The sequence below is a fragment of the Thalassospira sp. CH_XMU1458 genome (genome assembly GCF_037027205.1).
Lineage (GTDB): Bacteria > Pseudomonadota > Alphaproteobacteria > Rhodospirillales > Thalassospiraceae > Thalassospira > Thalassospira tepidiphila.
Genome location: NZ_JAYMDW010000001.1, coordinates 145,271 through 168,973, shown reverse-complemented (window position 1 = coordinate 168,973; position 23,703 = coordinate 145,271). Strand labels below are relative to the sequence as shown.

18 protein-coding genes are annotated in these 23,703 nt (G+C 56.6%); 16 read left to right on the top strand and 2 right to left on the bottom strand.

The annotated features are described in order from the left end of the window. Genes WBY09_RS00745 through WBY09_RS00730 form a run of 4 tightly spaced genes read left to right on the top strand, consistent with a single transcriptional unit; the run spans position 1 to position 4,770 of the window. The gene (locus WBY09_RS00745) at positions 1-834 is read left to right on the top strand and encodes an ABC transporter permease (RefSeq protein WP_336231800.1); all 834 of its coding nucleotides are present in this window, start codon (positions 1-3) and stop codon (positions 832-834) included. Next, positions 831-2,450 carry an ABC transporter ATP-binding protein gene (locus WBY09_RS00740; RefSeq protein ID WP_336231799.1) on the top strand — a complete coding sequence of 540 codons (1,620 nt, stop codon included), beginning with the start codon at positions 831-833 and terminating at the stop codon, positions 2,448-2,450. The genes WBY09_RS00745 and WBY09_RS00740 overlap by 4 nt, the downstream gene beginning before the upstream one ends. Further along, on the top strand, positions 2,447-3,352 hold the full coding sequence (locus WBY09_RS00735) for a 2-hydroxyacid dehydrogenase (protein WP_336231798.1): 906 nt from the start codon (positions 2,447-2,449) through the stop codon (positions 3,350-3,352). Before WBY09_RS00740 ends, WBY09_RS00735 begins: the two co-directional genes overlap by 4 nt. Positions 3,353-3,378: 26 nt before the next feature. Beyond that, a complete protein-coding gene (locus WBY09_RS00730) occupies positions 3,379-4,770 on the top strand; it encodes an amidase family protein (protein WP_336231797.1) in 1,392 nt (463 codons plus the stop codon). 117 nt (positions 4,771-4,887) lie between these two features. On the opposite strand, the gene WBY09_RS00725 is transcribed toward WBY09_RS00730, so the two are convergent. Both WBY09_RS00725 and WBY09_RS00720 read right to left on the bottom strand, forming a co-directional pair. Next, the gene (locus tag WBY09_RS00725) at positions 4,888-6,093 is read right to left on the bottom strand and encodes a glycosyltransferase (protein WP_336231796.1); all 1,206 of its coding nucleotides are present in this window, start codon (positions 6,091-6,093) and stop codon (positions 4,888-4,890) included. Then, positions 6,090-6,590, bottom strand: a complete 501-nt coding sequence (locus WBY09_RS00720; RefSeq protein WP_008888987.1) for a MarR family winged helix-turn-helix transcriptional regulator — start codon at positions 6,588-6,590, stop codon at positions 6,090-6,092. The genes WBY09_RS00725 and WBY09_RS00720 overlap by 4 nt, the downstream gene beginning before the upstream one ends. 328 nt (positions 6,591-6,918) lie before the next feature. Here WBY09_RS00720 and WBY09_RS00715 point away from each other — a divergent pair, with 328 nt between their 5' ends. From WBY09_RS00715 to WBY09_RS00660, 12 genes are all read left to right on the top strand, one after another. Then, entirely contained in the window at positions 6,919-8,733 is a 1,815-nt protein-coding gene (locus WBY09_RS00715) for a type I secretion system permease/ATPase (protein ID WP_336231795.1), read from the top strand. Further along, positions 8,730-10,112 carry an HlyD family type I secretion periplasmic adaptor subunit gene (locus WBY09_RS00710; RefSeq protein ID WP_336231794.1) on the top strand — a complete coding sequence of 461 codons (1,383 nt, stop codon included), beginning with the start codon at positions 8,730-8,732 and terminating at the stop codon, positions 10,110-10,112. Before WBY09_RS00715 ends, WBY09_RS00710 begins: the two co-directional genes overlap by 4 nt. 330 nt (positions 10,113-10,442) lie before the next feature. Then, positions 10,443-11,237 (top strand): calcium-binding protein, encoded by a 795-nt coding sequence (locus tag WBY09_RS00705; RefSeq protein WP_336231793.1) that lies wholly within the window; start codon positions 10,443-10,445, stop codon positions 11,235-11,237. Positions 11,238-11,307: 70 nt separating this feature from the next. Continuing rightward, positions 11,308-13,545 carry a glycosyltransferase family 2 protein gene (locus WBY09_RS00700; RefSeq protein WP_336231792.1) on the top strand — a complete coding sequence of 746 codons (2,238 nt, stop codon included), beginning with the start codon at positions 11,308-11,310 and terminating at the stop codon, positions 13,543-13,545. Beyond that, positions 13,542-14,387 carry a class I SAM-dependent methyltransferase gene (locus tag WBY09_RS00695; RefSeq protein WP_336231791.1) on the top strand — a complete coding sequence of 282 codons (846 nt, stop codon included), beginning with the start codon at positions 13,542-13,544 and terminating at the stop codon, positions 14,385-14,387. The genes WBY09_RS00700 and WBY09_RS00695 overlap by 4 nt, the downstream gene beginning before the upstream one ends. Beyond that, a complete protein-coding gene (locus WBY09_RS00690) occupies positions 14,384-15,649 on the top strand; it encodes a glycosyltransferase family 4 protein (protein WP_336231790.1) in 1,266 nt (421 codons plus the stop codon). Before WBY09_RS00695 ends, WBY09_RS00690 begins: the two co-directional genes overlap by 4 nt. Positions 15,650-15,669: 20 nt before the next feature. Next, positions 15,670-16,452, top strand: coding sequence for a hypothetical protein (locus WBY09_RS00685; protein ID WP_336231789.1), 783 nt, complete (start codon positions 15,670-15,672; stop codon positions 16,450-16,452). Positions 16,453-16,513: 61 nt separating this feature from the next. Further along, positions 16,514-18,709: a hypothetical protein gene (locus WBY09_RS00680; protein WP_336231788.1), complete on the top strand. Its 2,196-nt coding sequence runs from the start codon at positions 16,514-16,516 to the stop codon at positions 18,707-18,709. Next, a complete protein-coding gene (locus tag WBY09_RS00675) occupies positions 18,696-20,018 on the top strand; it encodes a glycosyltransferase family 4 protein (protein ID WP_063085926.1) in 1,323 nt (440 codons plus the stop codon). The genes WBY09_RS00680 and WBY09_RS00675 overlap by 14 nt, the downstream gene beginning before the upstream one ends. A gap of 38 nt (positions 20,019-20,056) precedes the next feature. Continuing rightward, entirely contained in the window at positions 20,057-21,247 is a 1,191-nt protein-coding gene (locus WBY09_RS00670) for a polysaccharide pyruvyl transferase family protein (protein ID WP_008888997.1), read from the top strand. Between the two features lie 108 nt (positions 21,248-21,355). Further along, on the top strand, positions 21,356-22,351 hold the full coding sequence (gene galE / locus WBY09_RS00665) for a UDP-glucose 4-epimerase GalE (RefSeq protein ID WP_064780357.1): 996 nt from the start codon (positions 21,356-21,358) through the stop codon (positions 22,349-22,351). Positions 22,352-22,441: 90 nt separating this feature from the next. Next, positions 22,442-23,647: a polysaccharide pyruvyl transferase family protein gene (locus WBY09_RS00660; RefSeq protein ID WP_336231787.1), complete on the top strand. Its 1,206-nt coding sequence runs from the start codon at positions 22,442-22,444 to the stop codon at positions 23,645-23,647. Positions 23,648-23,703: the final 56 nt, after the last annotated feature.

The window sequence follows — 23,703 nt, the reverse complement described above, 5'->3', positions numbered from 1 at the left end:
ATGTGGAAACGTTTCAGAAGCAATATGGGCGCCATGATCGGTGTCGCCTTGCTGATCTCCGTGATCGTCATCGCGCTGATCGCCCCCTTGATTTTCTCTGATGGGCCTTGGCAAATGGTTCAACGCCCGTTCCTCGCACCCTTTGCTGTTGATGGTTTGCCCCTGGGCACAGATACACTTGGCCGAAATGTGGCAGCCCAACTGGCCTATGGCGCGCGGGTTTCCCTTCTGGTTGGGCTGGTTTCGACCGTGGTTGCCTTGCTGATCGGTGTGCCGTTGGGCGCGTTGGCGGGGTTCTATGGTGGCTATGTCGATGAAGGCGCAATGCGCTTCACCGAGTTTTTCCAGACCATCCCGAACTTCGCACTGGCCATCGTGCTGGTGGCGATTTTTGAACCAACCTTGACCTCCATCACCATTGCGATTGCCATCGTCAGTTGGCCGCCCGTCGCCCGTCTTGTCCGTGCCGAAGTCATGTCAGTCCGCACGCGTGAATTTGTCGATGCGGCACGTCTGGCCGGTCTTTCAAAACCGCGCATCCTGATCCAGCAGGTGCTGCCAAATACCGTTTCGCCAATCATTGTCATGGCGTCGCTTATGGTCGCGACCGCGATCCTGCTTGAAAGCTCGCTTTCATTCCTTGGCTTGGGCGATCCCAACTCGATGTCGTGGGGCTATATGATCGGGGCTGCCCGCACTGTCATCCGCACCAGCTGGTGGCTCAGCTTCTTCCCCGGCATTGCCATCGTGATCACCGTTTTGGCGCTCAACCTGATCGGGGAGGGGCTCAATGATGCCTTCAATCCGCATCTGTCGCGAAAGGGCAAAGCATGAGTGCGACACTGACAATTGAACGGCTGACAATCGGCCTGCCCGAGGGCGCAGATCGCCCCTTCGCGGTCGAAAATGTCAGCTTCGACATCGACAAGGGACAAATCCTTTGCGTGGTGGGCGAATCCGGCTCTGGCAAGTCAATGACGGCCAATGCCCTGATGGGGTTGCTGCCCCAGGGGGTAGAGGTCAAATCAGGCCGGGCGATGTTCGAAGCCCGCGATGTCTTGCGCCTGCCAGAAGCCGACAAACAGGCCCTGCGCGGCGCCCAGATCGCCATGATCTTTCAGGAACCGATGACCGCACTCAACCCGTTGATGCGCATTGGTGATCAGATCTCCGAGGTGTTCGCTGCACACGGTCTTTATACCCAGTCCGAACGCCGCAAACGCGCATTGGACCTTGTCCGTGAAGTCGGGCTTCCCGATCCGGAAAAAATCATCCGCGCTTATCCGTTTCAGCTTTCCGGTGGGCAACGCCAACGCGCGATGATCGCCATGGCACTGGCGTTGGAGCCCAAACTCCTGATCGCCGATGAACCGACAACCGCCCTTGATGTCACGACACAGGCGCAGATCCTGAAGCTTATTCTCGATCTGCGCAAAAAGCGCGGCATGGCGGTGATGTTTATCACCCACGATTTTGGCGTGGTCGCCGAAATCGCCGATCAGGTGATTGTCATGCGCGAAGGCAAGGTCGTTGAACGCGGTGATGCGGCATCGGTTCTTGATAACCCGCAGCACGACTACACCAAACGCTTGCTTGATGCCATTCCAACCGGAAAACTTCCGGAAGCACGAGAACTAAGCGATACACCGGCGCTTGAAATCAGAAACTTACGCAAAACTTTCCGGACGGGCGGTGGATTGTTCAAGCCCGTACGTGAAGTTCATGCGGTCGATGATGTCTCGCTCACCGTTTCGCGTGGCGAGGTGCTTGGTTTGGTGGGCGAGTCCGGGTCGGGCAAGTCGACATTGGGCCGAACAGCGGTTCGGTTGGTGACACCCGATGGCGGCCACGTCATGGTCGGCGGCGTTGATCTTGCCGCACTGTCTGAGGAAGAACTCCGTCGTCAACGCAACAAGGTGCAGATGGTTTTTCAGGATCCCTATGCATCGCTTAATCCGCGCCAACGGATCATGAGTGCCCTGACCGATGGCCCGATCAACCGTGGTGTGCCCAAGGAAAAGGCACAGGCCAAGGCAAAGGAACTGCTTGAAATCGTAGGCCTGGGTGCCGATGCCGCCATGCGCTATCCGCACGAATTTTCCGGCGGGCAACGTCAACGCATCGGCATTGCCCGCGCACTTGCCATGGAACCCGAACTGATCATTGCCGATGAAGCCGTTTCGGCACTTGATGTGTCGATCCAGGCACAGGTGCTTGATCTGTTGCGTGATTTGCGCGAACGCCTGTCTTTGTCGATCCTGTTCATCACCCATGATCTGCGGGTTGCGGCACAGCTGTGTGATCGCATTGCCGTGATGCAAAAGGGCAAGCTGGTTGAAATTGGTCGGGTCGATGAAATCTTCCTGTCGCCCAAACAGGAATATACCCGTCAACTTCTCGCCGCCGTTCCCGGTGCGGACTGGGCCCAAACCGAAGAAGTGCCAGCATGATTGGCGTTCTGTCTTGTAGCAAAATCGATTTGCGGGGCATTTACGGCCCGCATTTCGATGCCCTGGCACCCGAACTGGACCTGCGCCTGCCCGGCGAGATCGACCGGCCCGAAGATGTCAGTTTCATGGTCACCTTTGTCCCGGCACAAGACGCCTTTACGCGCTATCCGAATTTGCGCGCGATCTATTCGGTGGGGGCGGGTATTGATGCCATCATGGCATGCCCGTCCTTGCCACCGGGTGTGCCGATCCATCGGGTGGAAGACCCGGATCAGGCCCTGCAAATGGCCGGTTTCGCCACTTTCCATGTGCTTTGGCACCATCGCAATATGGGCAATCTTCTGGCCAATCAGAAAACCGGGCATTGGGAACGTCAGCTGACCGGACTATCGCCACGTGCACGGCGGATTGGTGTTCTGGGGTTTGGTCTGATGGGGCGCGCGGTGGCAAGGGCGCTGGTGGCCTTGGGCTATCCGGTCGCAAGCTATTCTCGATCCGCCCCAAAGCCGCCCGAAGACGGGGTAACGCATTATATCGATGGCGGGTTTGAAGACTTTCTGGCCCAAAGCGACATTCTGATCAATGTGTTGCCGCTTACTGATCAGACCAAGGGACTTTTGGGTGCCGAAAATCTCGCAAAATTGCCCAAGGGTGCCGCCCTGATCCATCTTGGTCGCGGCGGGCAGGTCGATGAAACCGCCCTTGTTGATGCCCTTGATCGGGGGCATTTGTCGGGCGCGTCGCTCGATGTGTTTGAAACCGAACCCCTGCCAACCGGACATCCGCTTTGGCACCATCCCAAGGTTTTCGTCACCCCCCATGTCGCCAGCATTTGCGAACCAAAGGCGACCGTTCTGTCGATCCGCCGGAACCAGCTTCAGTCCGAGCCGATGACAGCTTAACCCAAACCCATAAGGTAGCGCCCCACATGACCAGCGATCCGAATTCCCTGTCTGCCCGCGAACTGGCCCGCCGCATTAAAAACCGGGAAATGTGCGCCACCACGGTCATTCGCCAAATGCTTGATCGTGTGGCGCGGGTCAATCCGGCCATCAATGCCATCGTTCAGGATTGCGCAGATGACGCCATGCAAGAGGCAGAGCTGCTTGATGCCCGCATCGAGGCCGGGGACGCGGTCGGACCTTTGGCGGGCGTCCCGGTCACGATCAAGGTCATCTCCGATCAGGCCGGATACGCCACCACCAATGGCACGACCTTGGCTTCGGATTTGATCGCAACCCAGGACAGCCCGTTTTTGCGCAACATGCGCAGCAAGGGCGCGATTGTGATTGGCCGCACCAACACACCGGCCTTTTCCTATCGCTGGTTTACCTCCAACAAGGTGCATGGCACGACGCTTAATCCCCATAACCCGTCCCTGACACCGGGTGGGTCATCGGGCGGGGCCGGGGCCGCAACGTCGGCCGGATTGGGCCATATCGGCCATGGGACGGATATCGCGGGCTCGGTACGTTACCCGGCCTATGCCTGTGGCATTCAGGGATTACGCCCGACCCATGGCCGCATTCCGATGTTCAACCAGACCGGCGGTGATCGTCCGATTGGCGCACAATTGATGGCGGTATCAGGACCGCTGGCACGCAGGGTTGATGACCTGCGCTTGGGGCTTGAAGGCATGGCGGGCTATTCCCCCGATGATCCCTGGAGCGTGCCGATGCCACTTCGTGGTCCCGATTTTGCCAAGCGTGTTGCACTTGTCACCCATCCCGGCGGGATTGACACCGATCCGCGCATTCTGGCCGATCTCGAACGTGCCGCCGAGATTTTCCGCGCCGCAGGCTGGACGGTCGAAACCCCGGAAATCCCCGAAATTCGCGAGGCCGTCGATCTTCAGGTCGACCTCTGGCTTTCGGATGATCACGAAGCCAAACTGAAAGCCGCCCGGGCCGAAGACGATCCGGGCGCGATTGCCCTTCTCGAACACTATGCTGATCGCGCCGCCGCGATTGATAAGGACACGTTTAGTAAGCTCTTCCTGCGCCGTTCCGCCCTGATCCGCGACTGGCGGGCGTTCCTTGAAGATTATCCGGTCGTCCTGATGCCGGTTTCGGCCGAACTGCCGTTCCGCAAGGACGAGGACCTTGAAGGTCCCGCAACCCTGACCCGCCTGTGGAAGGCACAATTGCCGCAAATCGCCATTCCGCTGCTGGGTCTTCCGGCGATCTCGATCTGCTCGGGCGTTGAAAACAACATGCCCTCGGGTGTTCAGCTCGTCGCCGCCCCCTGGCGCGAAGACATCTGCCTGACAGCTGGCGAGGTTCTTGAACAGGGCTTCGGCCTGCCGCAAATGACGATGTGATTACTGTTCGTTTGAATTTCTATTTAAGTAATCAACTAATTTAGCTCGAAGCGAATATGCAAAAGCCAAAGGTGACGTAAGTTTCATCTTTGGCTTTGCTTTTGGCATGTGATGCTGTCACCGGTTTTTTCTGCCAGACGCCAGATTCTCGATCAGGGTCGTTTGCCGATCCAGACACCGTCGAAGGTCAAAGTGATTAAGGATCGTCTTGCGGGCCCGTTCACGCAGGGGTGTCAGGTCGTCACGATGGGTAAGACAGAATGCCATCTTCATCGCCAGCGCATCACTGTCCCAGAAATCGGTCAGAAATCCGTTCTGCCGATCGCGGATCATGTCGTGACACGGCCCGGTGTCCGAGGCGATGACAGGTGTACCGCACGCCATGGCTTCCAGCACCGACCACGACAAAACAAACGGATATGTCAGGTAAATATGCAGTGAACTGATCTGGTACATCCGGATCAATTGGTCATGCGGAATCTGGCCCAGAAAGTGGATGCGGGATGGATCGATTTGCGTTTCTGCCATCATCACGTCGCGCCAAGTCCGTCCGTCCTTGCGCGCCTGTCCGTAACTGACGCCATTGCCCCCGGCGATCATGAACTGCGCATCGGGGTTTTGCTGAGCCAGTTTGGCGGCTGCACGCATAAAGGTCGGAAACCCGCGATAGGGTTCAAGATCGCGCGCGACATAGGTAATCACCTGATCACGCGCGGTAAGGACCCGCCCATCGGGCAAGGTCAGGCTGGCTTGTGGATTTGGTTGGCAACGGTGGGTATCAATCCCGTCATGGCAAACGCCGATCTTGTGGTGATAGGCCGCTGGAAACGCCGATTTCTGCCATTTAGTCGGGCTGATCGCGGCATCAAGCTGATCCAGTGTCGTCAGTTGGGCCGCATTGCGCACGCGAAGCTGGGCACGTTTCGCCAGCGTGATGTCATCATCCGGATCAAAGCCAACGTCACGCCCGGTGGCGTGATAATAATGTTCGCAATATCCGATCAGGGGTGTTTTGGGCAAAACGTCGCGGGCAAACATCATGCTGCCCCAACCAATATGGCCGTAAACAATGTCCGGTGCGCCTTCTTCGCGCACAAGGCTTTCAAGGGTTCTGGCGGCCTTAAGTCCCACATCCTGATGATATTGCGCAAACGGTATGGCAGGCGGTGGGGCTGTGACAGGCTGGCGGAGTGTCCGGATACCGGGCAGGCGCACATTCATTGCTTCGCACAGGAAGGAAACCTGCCATCCGGCATCGGCCAGATGGCAGGCAAGATGTACAAACTGTCCCGGTCCATGACGATGAACGAGGACAATTTTCATCGTCTGTTTCGTGCCTCCTGCACGGCGACGGACCCATTAATGGGAACGCCCCCGTACCTGAGGGTCTGTGTCCAGAATTCTTCCAGTCTGCGCAACGTACGCAGCGCTGTCTCCATCTCCTGCTGGTCTTCAAGATTGTTGGTCAGGGCGTCGTGATATTCTTCGTGGAATTCGTGCAATGCCTGACAGAGTTCATGGCCCTTTTTGGTCAATTTCAAACGGGCAGAACGCCTGTCCCGTGCCATGACCTGACGTTCGACATAGCCCGATTCCGCGAGCTGTTTAAGATTATAAGACGCGTTTGAACCCATATAGTGGCCACGATCAAGAAGATCGCGCACCGAGAGTTCATCTTCGCCAATGGTAAAAAGCAGCGCCACTTGCGCCGGGCTGATGTCATCCTTTCCGAGTCGAATGAGATCTACCCGTAACAAATCCGCAAACCGCCGATAGATCCGCTCGACGGTATTTGCCAGTTCAAGATGAGTGACGGTCATGAGTTTCGATCCGTTATCTGGTCCCAAGCGAGAGTTGATGCCAAGGCGCGATTGCCCTGACACAAATTTCGTATTGGGGAAGATAACAAGACGTTGTTCTTGAACAATTTTTCCGAACGCCTCTTTCTTCCCGCAGGTTTGCTCGTTGTCCGGAAGTAATTCGAAAGTGTTTTTATTTTTGAATTACTTCCATTGTTAATGTTTTTACATTGTCTAATCATCAACATGAGATCGACATATTTAATTTTATTGTAGATCATCCTGTCATCGCAACTATGTGATTAGATTGCGGAAAAACTATGACTTTTGCTTAATTGGATGATTTTCGATGCAATTTCGCCGCAAAAAGCTGGCAAAACCGGTGGATTCGCCTGTGAATTCGCCCGTGAATGCGAAGGAAGCCCGGCCCGAACTTGATGCAAGATCGGTCATTCGCGAGGCCCGCTTTACGTTCGTGCGTGGGCTCGGATGGGCCGGTGTCATGAGCGGCTTCATCAATATCCTTCAACTTACCGTGCCGCTGTTCATGCTTCAGGTGCATGACCGCGTGATCAACAGTCAAAGCACCGATACCCTGCTTTTGCTTCTGGTGATCGCGGTCGGTGCGATCATTCTCTATGGCATCCTTGATTTCGTACGCGCGCTTGTCTTTCAGGAAATGGCAAAGTCGCTTTTGCGCCGGTTGAACCTGCCGGCAATTTCGGCGGCCATGCGTGTGGCACTTGAAAAAGGATCGCTGCACGGCACCCAGGTCCTGCGCGACCTTTCTGATCTGCGCAACTTCATCACCGGCACCACCATCGCCGCCCCGCTGGAAGCAATCTGGTCGCCGATTTTCCTTTTCGTGATGTTTGCCCTGCATCCCTATTACGGCATTGCCGGGCTGGTGGCGGTTCTGACCCTGATCGGGTTGAGCCTGCTCGGTGATGTAATGGTCCGTCAGGTCACCAAGGAAGGAACCGACGCCAATCTGCGCAATATCGGCGATATCGGATCGACGGTTTCAAACGCCGAAGTGATCGAGGCAATGGGCATGATGCCAGCCCTTGCGCTCCGCTGGCGTCAGGCGCAAATCCACGCCAGCGAGTTGCTTGATGTCGGCAACGTGCGCAGCAAGGGCATGTATTCCATCACCCGTTCAGCCCGGTTTGGCATGCAGATCATTGTTCTGGCCATGGGCGCTTACCTTGTCATTCAGGGCGAAACCACACCCGGTGCCATGATCGGCGGGACCGTGATCATGGGGCGGCTGTTGCTGCCGTTTGATAATGTTACCCGCGACTGGCGGGCATGGGTCGGGGCGTTTTCATCGTGGAAACGCATTCGGTTGATGCTCGAAGAAAGCCAGTCCGAACGCGAAATCAAACCAACCCCGCGTTCCGAGGGCCCGCTGGTTGTCGATAATCTGGTCTATGCCGTCCCGGGATCAAATGTGCCGGTGCTGCGCGGGATCAGTTTCGAACTGTCGCCGGGCGATATATTGGGTGTGGTCGGGCCGTCTGCCGCCGGGAAATCAACCCTTTCAAGATTGCTGGTCGGCACGGCAAAGCCTGCGGCGGGCGGTGTCTATCTTGACGGCCACAATGCCTATCTCTGGGAGCGTGGATCATTTGGCGACATGGTCGGCTATCTGCCGCAATCGGTATCGCTACTGAACGGCACCATCCGCGACAATATCAGCCGCATGCGCGACGCAAGCCCGCGCAAGGTGATCGAGGCTGCCCGTGCAGCGGGCGTGCATGAAATGATCGGGCGATTGCCGCTGGGCTATGACACGCCGATTGGTGCCGGTCGACATACCCTGTCTGGCGGGCAGCAACAGCGCATCGCATTGGCGCGCGCACTTTATGGCTGGCCGCGTCTGCTGGTGCTTGATGAACCCAATGCCAATCTTGATGCCGAGGGCGAAGCATCCCTGATCCGTGCTGTGCGCCAGGCTGCGGATTCCGGTGCAATGGTGGTGCTGATCGCGCACCGTCAAAGCATCATGCAATATGCCAACAAGCTTTTGGTGATGCAGGACGGACGGGTCAAACAGTTCGGCGAACGAACAGACGTGATCCGCAATCTGTCCAATGAAAGCGACGACATCAAAAGTCTGCCCCCGGTAAAGCGTAAACATGAAAACGGAGGTGCGGCATGACCCGTGTCATTAATCTTGAAGGCGGTGGCGCGGCACTCCCGGCCGAGGAACCGCAAGTCGCCTGGCACAAGATCCTCTCGGAAGAACGCGAAGCATCGCGCCAAAGCCTGCGCAAGCCGATCCTGGCCGGATTGTTCGTTATTGTGTTGGGCTTTGGCGGGTTTCTGACCTGGGGCTTTACCGCCGAACTCGATAGTGCGGCTGTTGCGACCGGCTCGGTGATTGTCGATTCCAAAAAGAAAGTCGTTAATCACTACGAGGGCGGCATTCTCAAACAGCTTCTGGTCGAGGAAGGCGAAAAAGTCACCGCGGGCCAGACCCTTGCCCTTCTTGATGGCACACGTAGCGAGTCGGAACTCGGCCAATTACGCGGCGAACGTTTTGGCCTGATGGCCAAGCTTGCCCGATTGCGCGCCGAACAGCGCGGCCAGGAAAACATCACCTTCCCACAGGAACTTCTCGCCAGTGACGAGGCCTATGTCGCCGATATCCTCAGCGATGAAAAACGCCTGTTTGCCAAGCGCAAGGAAGTCTATGCCGCCAAACGTGATGCCCAGGCCAAACAGATCGAACAGTTCGAGGCCGAAGCCGAGGCACTGGTCTCACAGATCAAGGCCCGCACACGTCAGGAAAAGCTCGTCGCCGAACAGCTTGCCGGGATTCGCCAACTGGCCGAAAAGGGCTTCGCCACCCGTACCCAACTGGTCGAGATTGAAAATAACTGGTCGGATCTGGTCGGTGACATGGGCGAATTCAAAGCCCAGCGCGCCGCCGCCCAACAACAAAAGGCCGAAGCCGAGATCAATCTCGCCTCGATCGAAATGGAATGGCAAAGCGATATCGCAACTGAAATTCAGGAAGCCCAGCTTGCGCTCAATGATGTCACCCAGCGTATCCGCGCAAGTCAGGACGTGCTTGATCGCCTCGAAGTGCGTGCACCGCAGGCTGGAACGGTCGCCAACATCCAGATCAGAACCCCCGGCGGTGTGATCAGTCCGGCCGAACCGATCATGGATATCATCCCCGAAGATGAACCACTGGTGATCGAAGCACGGATCAACCGACAGGATATCGACTCGGTCCAGGTTGGATCAAAGGCGCAAATTCGCCTGACCGCCTATAGTCAGCGTCGACTGGCCCCCCTGAATGGCGAGGTAAGCTATGTTGCGGCTGACCAAACCGTCGATGAACAGCGCGATGCGTCTTACTACATCGTGCGCGCGACGATTGATCCGGCCGAACTGGCAAAACATGATGACATCAATCTGCGTCCGGGCATGCCAGCCAACATTCTGGTTCTGAAAACCCCGCGCAAGGCCATCGATTACATGATCGATCCTATCACCCAAAGCATGGAAAAGGCCTTCCGCGAAGAGTAATCCTCCCCGCGACATGCGGATTTAACTTGGGGTCTTTCCCGGTTTTTCGCCGGATTGACCCTTTTCTTTTCAAGTATAGATCGAATTTTGAACCAAATAATAAGTAAAATTGAACTAGTATTCAGACAATAAATGTAATGAATCTCAAACTAAGTCATAATGTTGACAAAATAAAACCACGACAATACCCTCCAATGACAAAGTAAAAAAATATAGGATTTCTGAGTGGTCGTTTCCACGGGGCTCAGAATGTCCAGAGGGAACGGCCATCCTCTCGTGAGGGAAATATCCCCACGATGTCATTAATGTTGGGACACGAAGGAGGATTACATGGCAACTCTCGAAGGCGGCGCCTTTGATGATGCGCTTCTCGGATCTCGTTTCAGTGACGTCATTTTCGGACGTGGCGGAGACGATACAATCTTCGGACAAGGTAATGATGACGTGCTGTTTGGCGAAGAAGGCGATGATGTCTTGTTCGGCGGATCGGGCGACGATGTTGCCGTTGGTGGCGAAGGTGATGATGTCCTGTTCGGTGGATCGGGTGACGATGCACTGATCGGGGGCGACGGCAGCGACCTGATGATGGGTGGCTCCGGTGAGGATGTTCTGTCAGGGGGTGCGGATTCCGACATCCTGCTTGGCGGTTCAGACAATGACGTTCTCGACGGCGCATCAGGCAATGATGTCCTGATCGGCGGTGCAGGCGACGATATCGTTCTCGGCGGTGGCGGAGACGATGTCATGCTTGGCGGTTCTGGAGACGATGTGCTTCAGGGCGGCGAGGGTGATGACCTGATGCTTGGCGGCTCCGGGGATGATGTCCTCGAAGGCGGCGCAGGCGATGACATCATGTCTGGTGGTTCCGGTGCAGACACCTTTGTCTTCTCCGGTGGCGGCGGCAACGACGTCGTACTCGACTTCCAGGCTGGCGAAGACATGCTTTCCATTAGCAGCAACATCAACGACACCGGCATCGCAAGTGCCGATGATGTCGCTGCGCGTGCAACGCAAGTCGGTGCCAACACCGTCATCGATCTTGGCAATGGGGATTCCATCACCCTTAACAATGTCGATGCCGAAGACGTACAGGACGATCCGGACAGCTTCTTTAGCGTCCAGTAATCCGTTGGCGGCGTCCGCAGCTTCGGCTGCGGGCGACCCGTCCTGAACTTCAAGTTAGTGAAAGATTGTCATGCTTGAATTTGCCTCGTCCGATGCAGTGCGGACGACCGGCGAAGCGCCCGGTGTTTGCCTGCTGAACCCTGATACGTTGTTGTTAAGTTGGGATACACCCACCCGTTTGTGGGAAGTCCCCCGGCTTGAAACGATTGATGGTGCTGCGATTTCACCGCAGGCCACATTGCGGTTGCCACTTGACGGGGGCGGGACCCGGTTGTTGCGCGTCATCCGCCGTCCCAAGGATGAACCGATTACGATTCTGGCCGAGGCCGGAACGCTGGGCCGCAAGGACGAGATCACAATTGATCCCGATGGCGATTTTGAATTTGCCAGTGCATCAACGTTGCTGAACGGGGTGACGCCTGCCGGGCGGCTTTCGCTGGTCTCGACCCTTCTGGGGATGTGGGCCAGCCTGTTTCGACTGCGCCTGTCCAAAAGCTACAACAGTTTCCTTCTTCAACTGGTTGCCGAAATTGTCGATCGGCCCAAACCGGCCAAGGCGGTCGCAAAGCTTTCCGGTGAAAAGATCCTGCTGGCCACCGCATTGCCCGATGCCTTTCACGATATCGAGGCCGTCTTTATTGTCGCACCTTCCGGGTTCAAGCGCTTAACGCAGCTTCCCCATATCAGCAAGACCGGGCCGCGCGGACAGAAACTGGTTTACATGATTGCCGACCAGCCAAGCACCGCATCCGGGGCCTATATGGTCGTGACCGGCGTGCGCACGCTTGCCATTCGCCATTTGCCCGATGTCTCAACCCTGCCGTCTCTGGCGCGCTGGTGGCAAACCAAGGGCAAATCGGATGCCGATTTGCGCGAATATATCATCGGGTCGCTTGCCCGTGCCGATATGAAATCAAGCAAGGCCGCGATTGAATTCCAGCTCCGCTGTCCGCTTTCAAGCCAGCGCGTCTCAGGTGGCGGATCGCTTCCCAGTGGCGAAGTCGATCTTGCAGTCACAACAGCGCGCGGCACCTTGATTGGCGGCTGGTATCGCGATCCTGTCGATATGATCGCCAGCATCGACCTTCTTGATAGCAACGGGATCGCCCATCCATTCGGCGACGGGTTTTATCGTTATCAGGGCAATGTACAGGATGATGGCCAGACTGTCCCGGCAACCGGTTTTGTCGGCTTTTATCAGGATATCCAAAGCCCGGTCCCCATCCTTCAGCCCCGAAGCCTGATGCGCCTGAAATCGGGCAACCGCCATCTGATGGTGCCCCCCGCCCAGCCGATTGACCCGGCCGAGGCCCGTGCTCGCATCCTGCGCGCCGTCCCGCCACAACACCTGACAGCAGAGATTATTGAAAACTGCCTGGCACCGGTGATTGGCGATCTGCAGCAAAAACTGATGGCATCCGCCAAGGTTGATCGCGTGATTGACATCGGCACTCCGCATGAAGACCCGGATGTGTCGATCATTGTGCCGCTCTATCGTGTTCTTGGTTTCCTGCGCGCGCAAATCGGTGCCTTTGCCTGTGATGACTGGGTCGCGAAATATTGCGAACTTGTCTTTGTGCTCGACTCCCCCGAACAGGCCGAAGAATGCGAACATCTGTTGCGCGGTCTGCATGTTCTCTATGGCATCCCGATGCGTCTGGTCGTGATGACCCGCAATGGCGGCTATGCCCGCGCATGTAATGCCGGTGCGCAGAACGCACACGGCCATTATCTGGCAATGCTCAATTCCGATGTGATCCCCCATACGCCCGGCTGGGCACAGGGGATGGCGTCAAAAATGGGCGGTCCGGATGAGGTCGCGGTGGTCGGGCCGAAACTTCTGTTTGAAGATGGCTCGATCCAGCATGCCGGGATGTATTTTGCCCGCAATGAAAGCGGCAAGTGGCTGAATTATCACTATCACAAAGGCATGCCCGACCAGTTCCGGGATGCCAATATTGAACGCTCGGTCCCCGGTGTCACCGGTGCCTGCATGATGATCCATCGCGATGCCTTTGACGCGGTCGATGGCTTCACCGAGGACTATGTCATCGGCGATTACGAAGACAGCGACCTTTGTCTGAAAATTCGTAAGGCCGATTTCGACATCAAATACGTCCCCGATGTCAGCCTCTATCACTTTGAACGCAAATCCATCTCGACCCATGCCGATTACATGCGCGGGGTTGCGGCCGAATATAACGCCTGGCTGCATGCGTCGCGCTGGGCCGATGCGCTCGAAGATCTCCACACCAACGGTGTGCCGCAAAACCGATCGGAAAAAACCCCCAACGGAGAAGCGGCATGAGCCAGGTTCTTGCACTGTCCGAACACCAGTCCCCGCTGACATCCGATATCAGTGACACCCATCTTTCCTGGTTGTGCGAACAGATCATTTCCAACCGTTTCCTCCCGGTTCCGCCCGAAGAAGACGTCTTTGTCGGCGATGGCGATTACCGCGCCATCGGGGCGGAGTTCCTTGGTCATTTTGTCCGCATGACCGGGCTTAAAACCACCGAGGATGTTCTTGATATCGGCTGTGGCATTGGCCGAATTGCCGTCCCCCTGACACAGTTCCTCAATCCGAAACAGGCGATCTATCGCGGCATGGATCCGGTGCGCGGCGGCATCGAGTGGTGCAAGCGCGCCATCACGCCAGCCTATCCGAATTTCCGGTTCGAGTGTTCGGACATCAAGAACGAACTCTACAACCCCGAAGGCGAAATCAGCGGGCGCGGCATGCGACTGCCTTTTCAGGACGGAACATTCGATTTCACCGCAATGATCTCGGTGGCGACCCACCTGCCGCCAGACGAAATCGAAACCTATTGTTCTGAGGTCTTTCGTGTGCTGCGCCCGGGCGGTCGGCTGTTTTTGACCGCATTTGTCATCCGCGAAGATGACGACCCGTCAAATCCCGGCCGCGATGCCCGTCTCAAGGGGTTTGAGAAAGCCGAAGGTCAGCCTTGCTGGCACCTGCGCGGTGAAAACCCGATGGCGGCCGTCGGTTTTGACGATGCGTTTCTTGAGGCTGCCCTGACCGGGGCCGGGTTCGATATCCACACCAAAAGCTTTGGCACCTGGCGCGGCGAAACAGCCGCCCATTACCAGGATTTCCTAATTGCCCAGAAACCACGGAGGACCGCATGAATCCCCGGATAATGGTGCTTGCCCATAATCACCCCGATCTGCATCCGGGTGGGACTGAAATTTTCGCCCATGATCTGTTTCATGCCTACAAGCGTGCGGAATGCGATGCGCTTTTCATCGGGGCGACCAACGATGTTCACCGCGAACGCCGCCCGGGCACAAGTTTTCAGGCGATCAATGATGCCGGCGATGAAATGCTGTTCTGGGCCGGGCATTTTGACCGCTTCAACATGTCCCAGACCGATCTTTATGCGGTGGCCCCGGATTTCGCGCGTCTTTTGAAAAGCTGGGCGCCGGATGTGGTGCATATCCATCATCTGGTCCTGTGGGGCATCGAATTGCCGATGCTGATCCGTCGTGTTCTGCCGAACTGCAAGATCGTGATGACCCTGCATGACTATTATCAGATCTGCCCCAATGACGGCCTGATGATCCATCGCGGGACCAAAACCCGATATACCAGGGCCGATGCCACTGGACGTCTGTCCGGGCTTGATGGCTTTACCCCCGATCAACATGCGATGCGGGCGGTCAATCTGCGCAACCATCTGCGCGCGGTTGATCATTTCATCTCGCCCAGTGCGTTCCTTCGTGATCGCTATATCGAATGGGGCATCAGCCCCGACAGGATTTCGGTAATCAACAATGGTCGCCCGACTGTCCCCGCTGCGCCCAAACGCGATATCGGGGCGGCCGGCATGCCCAATGTCTTTGGCTATTTCGGCAACCTCAACCCGTGGAAGGGCGCGGATGTCCTGCTTGAAGCCGGGCGAATCCTTGCCTCGGACGCGGTCGATTTCAATCTGCGCATTCATGGTGCGGCCCTGTATCAGACCGATCAGTTCACCAGTCGCATTGCCGATCTGGTCGAACAAAGCGGCCCGCAGGTAAGCCATATCGGCGCCTATCAACGCGAAGATATTCCCGATCTGATGGCACGGGTCGACTGGGTCGTTGTGCCCTCGATCTGGTGGGAAAATGCGCCTTTGGTCATTCAGGAAGCCTTCCAGCATGGCCGCCCGGTGATCACCAGTTCAATTGGTGGCATGGCCGAAATGGTCCGCCATGGCCATGACGGCATTCACGTCCGCCCCGATGATCCGGCCGAACTGGCGCGCGTCATGAAGGACTGCGCAACCAATCCGAAACTCTGGAAAAAACTGTCGGGCCATGTCCGGCCCCCGGCCGGGATTGATGATGTTGCCGAGCAATATCTGGCGATGATCCGCCGCATGGTTCGCCCTGATTTTGTTGCCGCCTGACGTTTAACAAGGAGGCCACTATGGCTGTTGCCGAAAAACAGACGATGGAAGAAACCACGCCACCGACCCCGGCGCCAACAGGTGCGCAAGATGCCGAACAAACCGCACCGACCCTCGAAGGGCGGGTTGATGCCATTGATCAGAACCGCCTCTATGGCTGGGTCTGGTCGCCGCAAAGCCCGGATGCCCGGATCGAGGTGGTCGTTCGCCTGAACGGTCATGCCCTGCTGCGCGAAACCGCCGAAAACGAACGTGTCGATTTGCGCCGCAACGGTATCGGCGATGGAAAGCACGCATTCGAGGTCGAATTGCCCGACGCCGCGGTTGCCAGTGTCGAAAGTCTGACGGTCTGTGCCGTCATGCCCGGCACCAAGGAAGAAATCACGCTGCGCATCCCATCCCAAAGCGAACAGGAAGCCCACACGGCGCTGAACGCGCCGCTTGGCAAAATTCTGGATCGTCTGGACCGCCTGCTGGCCGCACAGCACATCTTGCAAAACGGTCAGCGCGAAGCCGCCAAACGTCTGGTCAGTGCGTCCAAACGGATGGATGAACTGGCGTCCGCCGATGACGGCATCGAGGCCGGCGTGAAACTGGTGCGAAACGGTCAGGAAGAACTTTCAAGCCGGGTCGATGAACTCGAAGTCTTTCTGGTGCGCTTTGACAAGTCACTCGGTGGCTTTGACGAACGGCTTTCAGCCCTGACCGCACGCCACACCAATGATCTCAAAACCCCGTTGCTGATCCTGTCCTGCCTGATTGGCGTGACCACCGGGTTGGCAATCGGCGCCTTTGTCTGGTGATCGCCATGGCACGGCAATCATTCGCTTTGAAACACACGCGTAAACACAAGGAGGCCCGGGCATGACCGAACAGCATGGAATGCCACTGGATGGCAGAACCGTCGTCGCCGCCTTGGTCGATGAAGGTCTGGCTTTGATGGTCGGGGTGGGGAATGCCCTGCCGGCAACGATTGATATTTACCTCAACAGCCAGTCTGACGCCAAAGTCCAGGCATCCATCATTTCATGGCGCCGCCACGATGCGGAACCCGACAACGCCTATGGCTTTGTGGCCCTCTTGCCGATGAAGGATGTGTCCGCACGTCGTTTGAAAACGGCCCTGTTTCGCGGGGCTGGCAAACCGCGTGAATACCGCATCGACAATCGTCAGCAACGCATTGAGGCGGTTCTGTCCTCTGTTGCCGATCAATCCGGTCCGGCCTTTGCCACCGTGATCGATGGCCTGATCGAAGCCCTGCTGGCCGGCGATCCGGATAAAAAACGCCTCAGCAAGGTGGCCGCACTTGTGCAAAGTGCCGCACGCAGCAACGGCTTTATCGAAGTACTGGGCGGGCTCGAAGAGGGTGATGTCTATATTCAGGGCTGGTCAAGTGGCTTCCCCACCGGGCGCACCCGCGTCATTGCCATGGCGGATTCTCCGATACTGGCGGAACTGACCAGTGCCGATTTCCAGCGCGATGACCTGGGCGACGAGGCATCCGGTGTAACCGGCCTGATGCTGGGCGATAAGCCGATCAATCCGAAAAAACTAAAACGGGTTTACTTCCGCGGCCGCGACACCTGGTATTCGATCGAGGTGTATCAGCACCGTGTTCTGGTCGCACCGCCCGATGTCCCGGCCCATATTCGTTCGGTCCTTGATCGTGTGCGGGCACCGGAAAAAATCCTGCATACCCTTAAAATGGCCGCACATCGTTTTGATGGCCGCGACACGGTATCCGAACTGGATCGCCCGGTCCGCATCGGGATTGATTTCTCTCTTCTGATCGAAGGAAGCGGGGTGTTGATTTCCGGCTGGATGCTTGATCCCGACCGTGCGGTCAAGGATGTGTCACTGCGGGTTGGCGGTGAAGTCGTCCGTATTGACGATCACTGGACGCGCCAGTCACGCGCCGATGTGACCGATGCCTTTGCCAATGATCCGATGTTCTCTGGCATGAACCCGGCCCGGAATAATCACGGCTTTTTGGTGTTTTGCCCGTTGGATGTCACCCCGCCATCCGATCAGGCGACCTATCTTGAACTGGGCATCACCGATGCCTTTCCGGCCTATTGCCCGCTGAACCCGACGCGTGCATCGGCCCGTCAGGCCCTTTCACGGGTTCTGCCCTCGCTTGATCCGCGGTCGGTCACGGCCTCGAACAGTATCGAACGTCAGTTCGGCCCGATGTTACAGGCCATGACGGCACAGCGTCCCTATGCGGTGGATATCCATGATATCGGCGACTTTGACGAAGACGCGCCGGTGACCCTTGTGGTCGGTGTCGATGACACGATCAATGATATCGGCGTCACCATTGCCCTGCTGGGCCTTGATAGTGTCACCCGCCATCTGCCGATTGTCATTGCCGGGCCGGTCGAAAGCTTTGATCAGGTTGGCAGCGAAATCTTGCGCCTTGCCGCCTTTTACAAACTCAACACCCGGATCGTTTTCGCCGAAGGGGTCGAAGACTATTGCGATGCGCTCGAAGTCGGTGTGGATGCCACCAATTCCGAAACAGTCGGGCTGGTGTCGGCACACATTCTGCCGCGCGATGATGGCTGGTTTGATCAATTGCATGCCGCCTATATCAAACGCGGCAACAAGGTTCTCGTATCGCCGACCATCCTGTTTGAAGACGATTCTGTCCGGTGGGCCGGAACCTGGATCAACAGTAATGCCAATGGCGGGCAGTACCTTTCGGATCGCTATGTCGGCTACCCTTGCGCGGTTCTTGCCGATGCCCAACCCAGCGAAGTCAGTGCCGGTACGTTGGAATGCTGCATTCTGCCGCGCAAGGCCTTCAAGGACAGTGACGGCTTTACCCGTGGCTATATCGGTCCGGCGGAGAAAAGCCTCGACCTTGCACTCAAGCTGCGCATGGCGGGGACGCCATCCTACTGGATCCCCGATGTCGAAGTACTGGGCAGCGAACAATCCATAAGCAAAGCCCCTGCCTGGGAGGAACTATCCAATCGTCTTGACCGCTGGGCGTTTGATCGCCGCTGGTCATTGGTCGTTTCAAACTTGCGGAGCCACAACAATGCCGTCGACTGATTTACGCGTCCTCGTTATTTCGCACGGCCATCCCAGCATCTCGCTGGGCGGGGCCGAAGTGGCCTCCTACAACCTGCATAAAGGGTTGAACAAACTTGACGGGGTCGAAAGCTTTTATCTCGCCCGCGTTGGCAATCCCGTGCCGCGACACGGCGCCTCGGCCCTGATGAGCCTGCGGCAAAAGGAAAACGAAATCCTTTATCACGCGGAAAACTATGATCACTTCCTGCTGTCCAACGGCAGCACGGATGAAATTGATCGTGATTTCCTGCGCTTTGTGAAGGATTACGAACCCGATGTCGTGCATTTCCACCACTATCTCGGCCTTGGGCTCGAAACCATCTATGCCATTCGCGAAGCCCTGCCCGAAACTGCGATCTTCTTTACTTTCCACGAGTTTTTGACGATCTGCCACAATCACGGGCAGATGATCAAAAGCGGCGGAACCAAGCTGTGCAACCGGGCAAGTCCGATTGATTGCAATGGCTGTTTCCCCAATATCTCGCCGGCGTCGTTCCTGCGGCGTGAACGCTTCATCAAGGCGATGCTGGAACTGGCCGATCACTATGTCTCGCCCAGTGAATTTCTCGCCAATCGCTTCATTGACTGGGGCATGAAGGCCGAAAAAATGTCGGTGATCGAAAACGGTCTCGACATCAATGAACGGGCCAAGGATCGCCCGCTTTCCAAAACCCAGCCCCGCCGGTCGCGCTTTGCCTTCTTCGGGCAGCTCACAATGTTCAAGGGCGCTGACATCCTTCTCGATGCGGTCGGGCGTGTGCCTGATGAAATCTGGGGCGATGATGCGCGGCTGATGATCTTTGGCGGCAACCTTGATCGCCAACCCAAGGAATATCAGGACAAGGTCCATGACCTGATCGAAAAGGCCGGCGAACGCGTCCGCTTTTACGGGGCCTATCAGAATACCGAAATGCCCAAGCTGATGGAACTCGCCGACTGGACGATCATCCCCTCGATCTGGTGGGAAAACTCGCCAGTCGTGATCCAGGAAGCCTTCTTCCACGGGCGTCCGATGATCTGTTCCAACATTGGCGGCATGGCCGAAAAAATCACCGACGGTGTCAATGGTCTGCATTTCCGGGTCGGAAGTGCCGAAGACCTTGCGGATCGGATGATCGAAGTTCTCAGCGACAACAAGATCTGGGATCGGATGCGCGAGGGAATACCAAGCGTGACGACCTATCAGGAATGCGCCGAGCAACATCTCGCGCAGTATCGGGAGGTTCTGGAAACGCGCCGTATGTCTGCAAAGGCTGCGAGCCCGCAAACCGTGGCAAGCACGGCATGAATTCAGAACAAAAACGTGATCAACCAAGGAGAGACAACATGGCGCGCGTTCTCGTAATGATCCCGTCCGGCGAAGTCTACGACCACGACTGCGTCCGATGGTACAACTATCAGGATGTTCAAAAGAGCATCAATCACTACCACAATATCGGGGATGCCTTTGTCTTCGATTCATCGCTCAAACTGATGAATTACGACAAGCTTGGTGTCTTGCCGATTGCCGATCCCAAGATGGAAGACATCGACCGCCTTCGCGAGGAATATGACTATGTCTTCCTGCGCGGGTCGAACTACATCCATTCCGATATGGACTGGCGCAATACCATCGACGTTCTCAAACGTCTGAAGCTTCCCGTGTTGGGCTTTGGCATCGGTGCGCAGGCCCCGGTCAAAGGCAAGATCGAACTGTCCGAACAGACCAAAACGGTCCTGCGGATGATGGCCGATTCCACCACCTCCATCGGGGTGCGCGGGGCCTATACCGCACAGGTTCTTTGGGATCTTGGCATCACCAATGTCCGCATTGTCGGCTGCCCGACCGCGTTTAGGCAAAACAATCCCGACATGCGCATCAAGCTGCCATCGCTCGATAGCGTGAAAAATGTCGGCATTACGCTGCGCCGTGAAGTTTCACCGGCCTATGCACAGGACATCAAACGCTATCTCACCTTCCATCGTGATCTGGTCAAACATCTCGCAGACCGGTTCGATGACATGACCCTGATGGCCCAGGGCGAACCCGAAGAGAAAAAGCTCGTCTTTGGCAGCAACGCCCAGCGCGAAGAAGCCATGCAGGCGCTCAAAAACAACGACTGGGTCAAGAACTGGTATCTCGATGACACGATGGAACGCCTCTATCGCGAGAAGCTGTTCTATTCCGATGTCGTATCCGATTACGAAGATCTGGTCCGGACCAAGGATTGCGTGCTGGGCTATCGCCTGCACGGCAATCTGATGGCGCTGTCCAACGGTGTTCCGTCGATTTACTTCACCTATGACAGCCGCACGGTCGAATTCGCCGAAACCTATCAGATCCCGTCCTATGACGTGTTCTCGGAAAAGGAATTCGTGCTCGAGGATTACTGGAATCAGGATCTGTTCGACAAGTTCAACCGCGCCTGGTTCCAGACCTATCGCGAAATGGCGCAGTTCCTGACCGAAAACAACATCGATCACAAAATGGTCGATGTCATGAAAGCTGATACGCAGCCTCAGCGAAAGGTCGCGTGATCCCACCCGGTATGGCCGTTCTGGCGACCCGGATCGGGATCGCCGGGCGGCCGTGCCTTCCAAAGCAGCCTGAACCAAAACAGGCAACATCAACAAGGAGACACGGCAATGACTGTACTTGTAACAGGTGGCGCAGGGTATATCGGCAGTCACGCGGCACTGGCACTTCTCGATGGCGGGCGCGATGTCGTCGTGCTGGACAATCTAAGTCAGGGGCATCGCTGGGCAGTGCCAACCGGGGCGGCGTTCGTTGAAGGTGATTGTGGCGACGAAGATCTGGTGCGTCGCGTCATCGCCGAACATGATGTGACGGCGATCATGCATTTTGCCGGGTCGATCATTGTACCGGACTCGGTCATCTATCCGCTGGAATATTACCGCAACAACACGGTCAATTCGCGTGCGCTCTTGCAAGTTGCCGTGGATAGCGGCGTAAAGCATTTCATCTTTTCCTCGACTGCGGGCGTCTACGGCGAACCAAAAGCCACCCCGATCAACGAGGACTTCGCCCTCAAGCCGATCTCACCCTATGGCACATCAAAAATGATGACCGAAAAGATGTTGGCCGATGCCGCCATCGCCCATGACTTGCGCTATGTCGCGCTGCGTTACTTTAATGTTGCCGGTGCCGATCCCAAAGGCCGTTCCGGCCAGACTTCGCGCAAGGCAACCCATCTGATCAAGATCGCAAGCCAGGCGGCAACCGGGACGCGTCCGCAAATGGCCATTTACGGCGAAGATTACGAAACCCCCGATGGCACCTGCATTCGCGATTACATCCATGTCTCAGACCTCGCCAATGCCCATGTTCTGGCCCTTGAATATCTTGAACGCGGCGGCGAAAGCGACGTGATGAATTGCGGTTATGGGCGCGGTTTCTCGGTGCGCGAAGTGATCGGTGCGGTCAAAAAGGTGTCTGGCGTTGATTTCGAAGTCGAACTTGCCGACCGTCGCCCCGGTGATCCGGCAGCCCTGATTGCGGCGGCTGATCGTATTCGCCAAAAACTCGGCTGGACCCCGGTTCATGATGACTTGGATGCCATCGTGCGCCATGCCCTTGATTGGGAACAAAGCCTTAAATCCCGCGAGGTCAGTGCGGCTTAAACACACCTCGCAAGACCTGCACTTCCACACACGAGCAACGGTTCGACACAACGTCAAAAATGACACGAACCAAACACGCAGGAGCATAAAATGGCACCCGAACTCCCCACCGGGGGGCGCAAGCCCCGTATTGGCGTATTGATGCCCGCTGGCCGTCTTGAGGGCAATCTTGGTGTTGTCACCCACACCTATAATGCGCCGGAAAAGGCAAAGACGCTGTTCACCAATATCGGTGACTGCTTTGTCTATGATTCCTCGCTGCGCATTCTCGATTATTCCGAACTTTTTCCGATCTATGTGCCCTCAGACGGCAATATTTCGGAAACCCAGATCGAACAGATCAATCGGCTGGATTACATCTTTTTGCGCGGATCGAACTATATCAACACCAACGGTCAATGGGACCCGATCACAGCGGTTCTTGAAAAAACCAAGGTCCCCGTGATTGCCTTTGGCATCGGTGTTCAGGTTCCCGACAATTCCGAAAACTATGTCAATGAATCGACCCGGCGTTTCTTGAACCTGGTTGCAGATCGCTCGGCATCCATCGGCGTGCGCGGCAATCTGTCAAAAAAGGCGCTGAATTCGATCGGGATCAAAAATGTCCGCATCTTTGGCTGCCCGACGGCGTTCCGCCATTGCAAACCGGAACTGAAATTGCGCCGGGTTGATGCCGCATCGATCAAAAGGCTGGGCTTTACGCTTCGGCGCAAGACGCACGGTTTCCAGACCCAGCAACGCTTTATGTTGCGCACACTGGCTGAACGCTATGACACGGAAATCCTGTGTGCCGGCGAGCTTGAAGAAAAGCAGATCTATTACGCGCGATCCAAACAGGTCGAAAATGACGCGACTGTGATGGACGAGGCTGTCAAAAAACTGACTGCGGAAAAGTGGTTCTATGGCCCCAGGGATCCGTTACTGGACCTTTATAAATCATCGCTTTCGGTGTTTGAAAGTGTCGCTGATTTTGAACGGGCCGAACAGAACCTTGATGCCGTGACCGGCTATCGCCTGCATGGCAATTTGCTGGCCTTGGCCAACGAAGTTCCGGCCCTTTATGTCACCTATGACACGCGCACCCGCGAATTTGTCCGCACACTTGGCATTCCGTTCGTGGATGGTCGCTACATGGACAAATTCTCGTTCGAGGAAGCTTGGGATAATGCCGATTTCGATCTGTTTGAGCAGACCTATCAGAAGCGTTTTGGCGATCTGAAAAACTTCCTTGAAGAAAACAGCATGGCACACCGTCTGGGCAGTACCCCGGCCCCATACGTCGCAGAGGCGGCGTGACCTTGCTGTCTGGTGCGTGGCGTAACCCCCAGTAACGCCACGCACCACACTTTCTC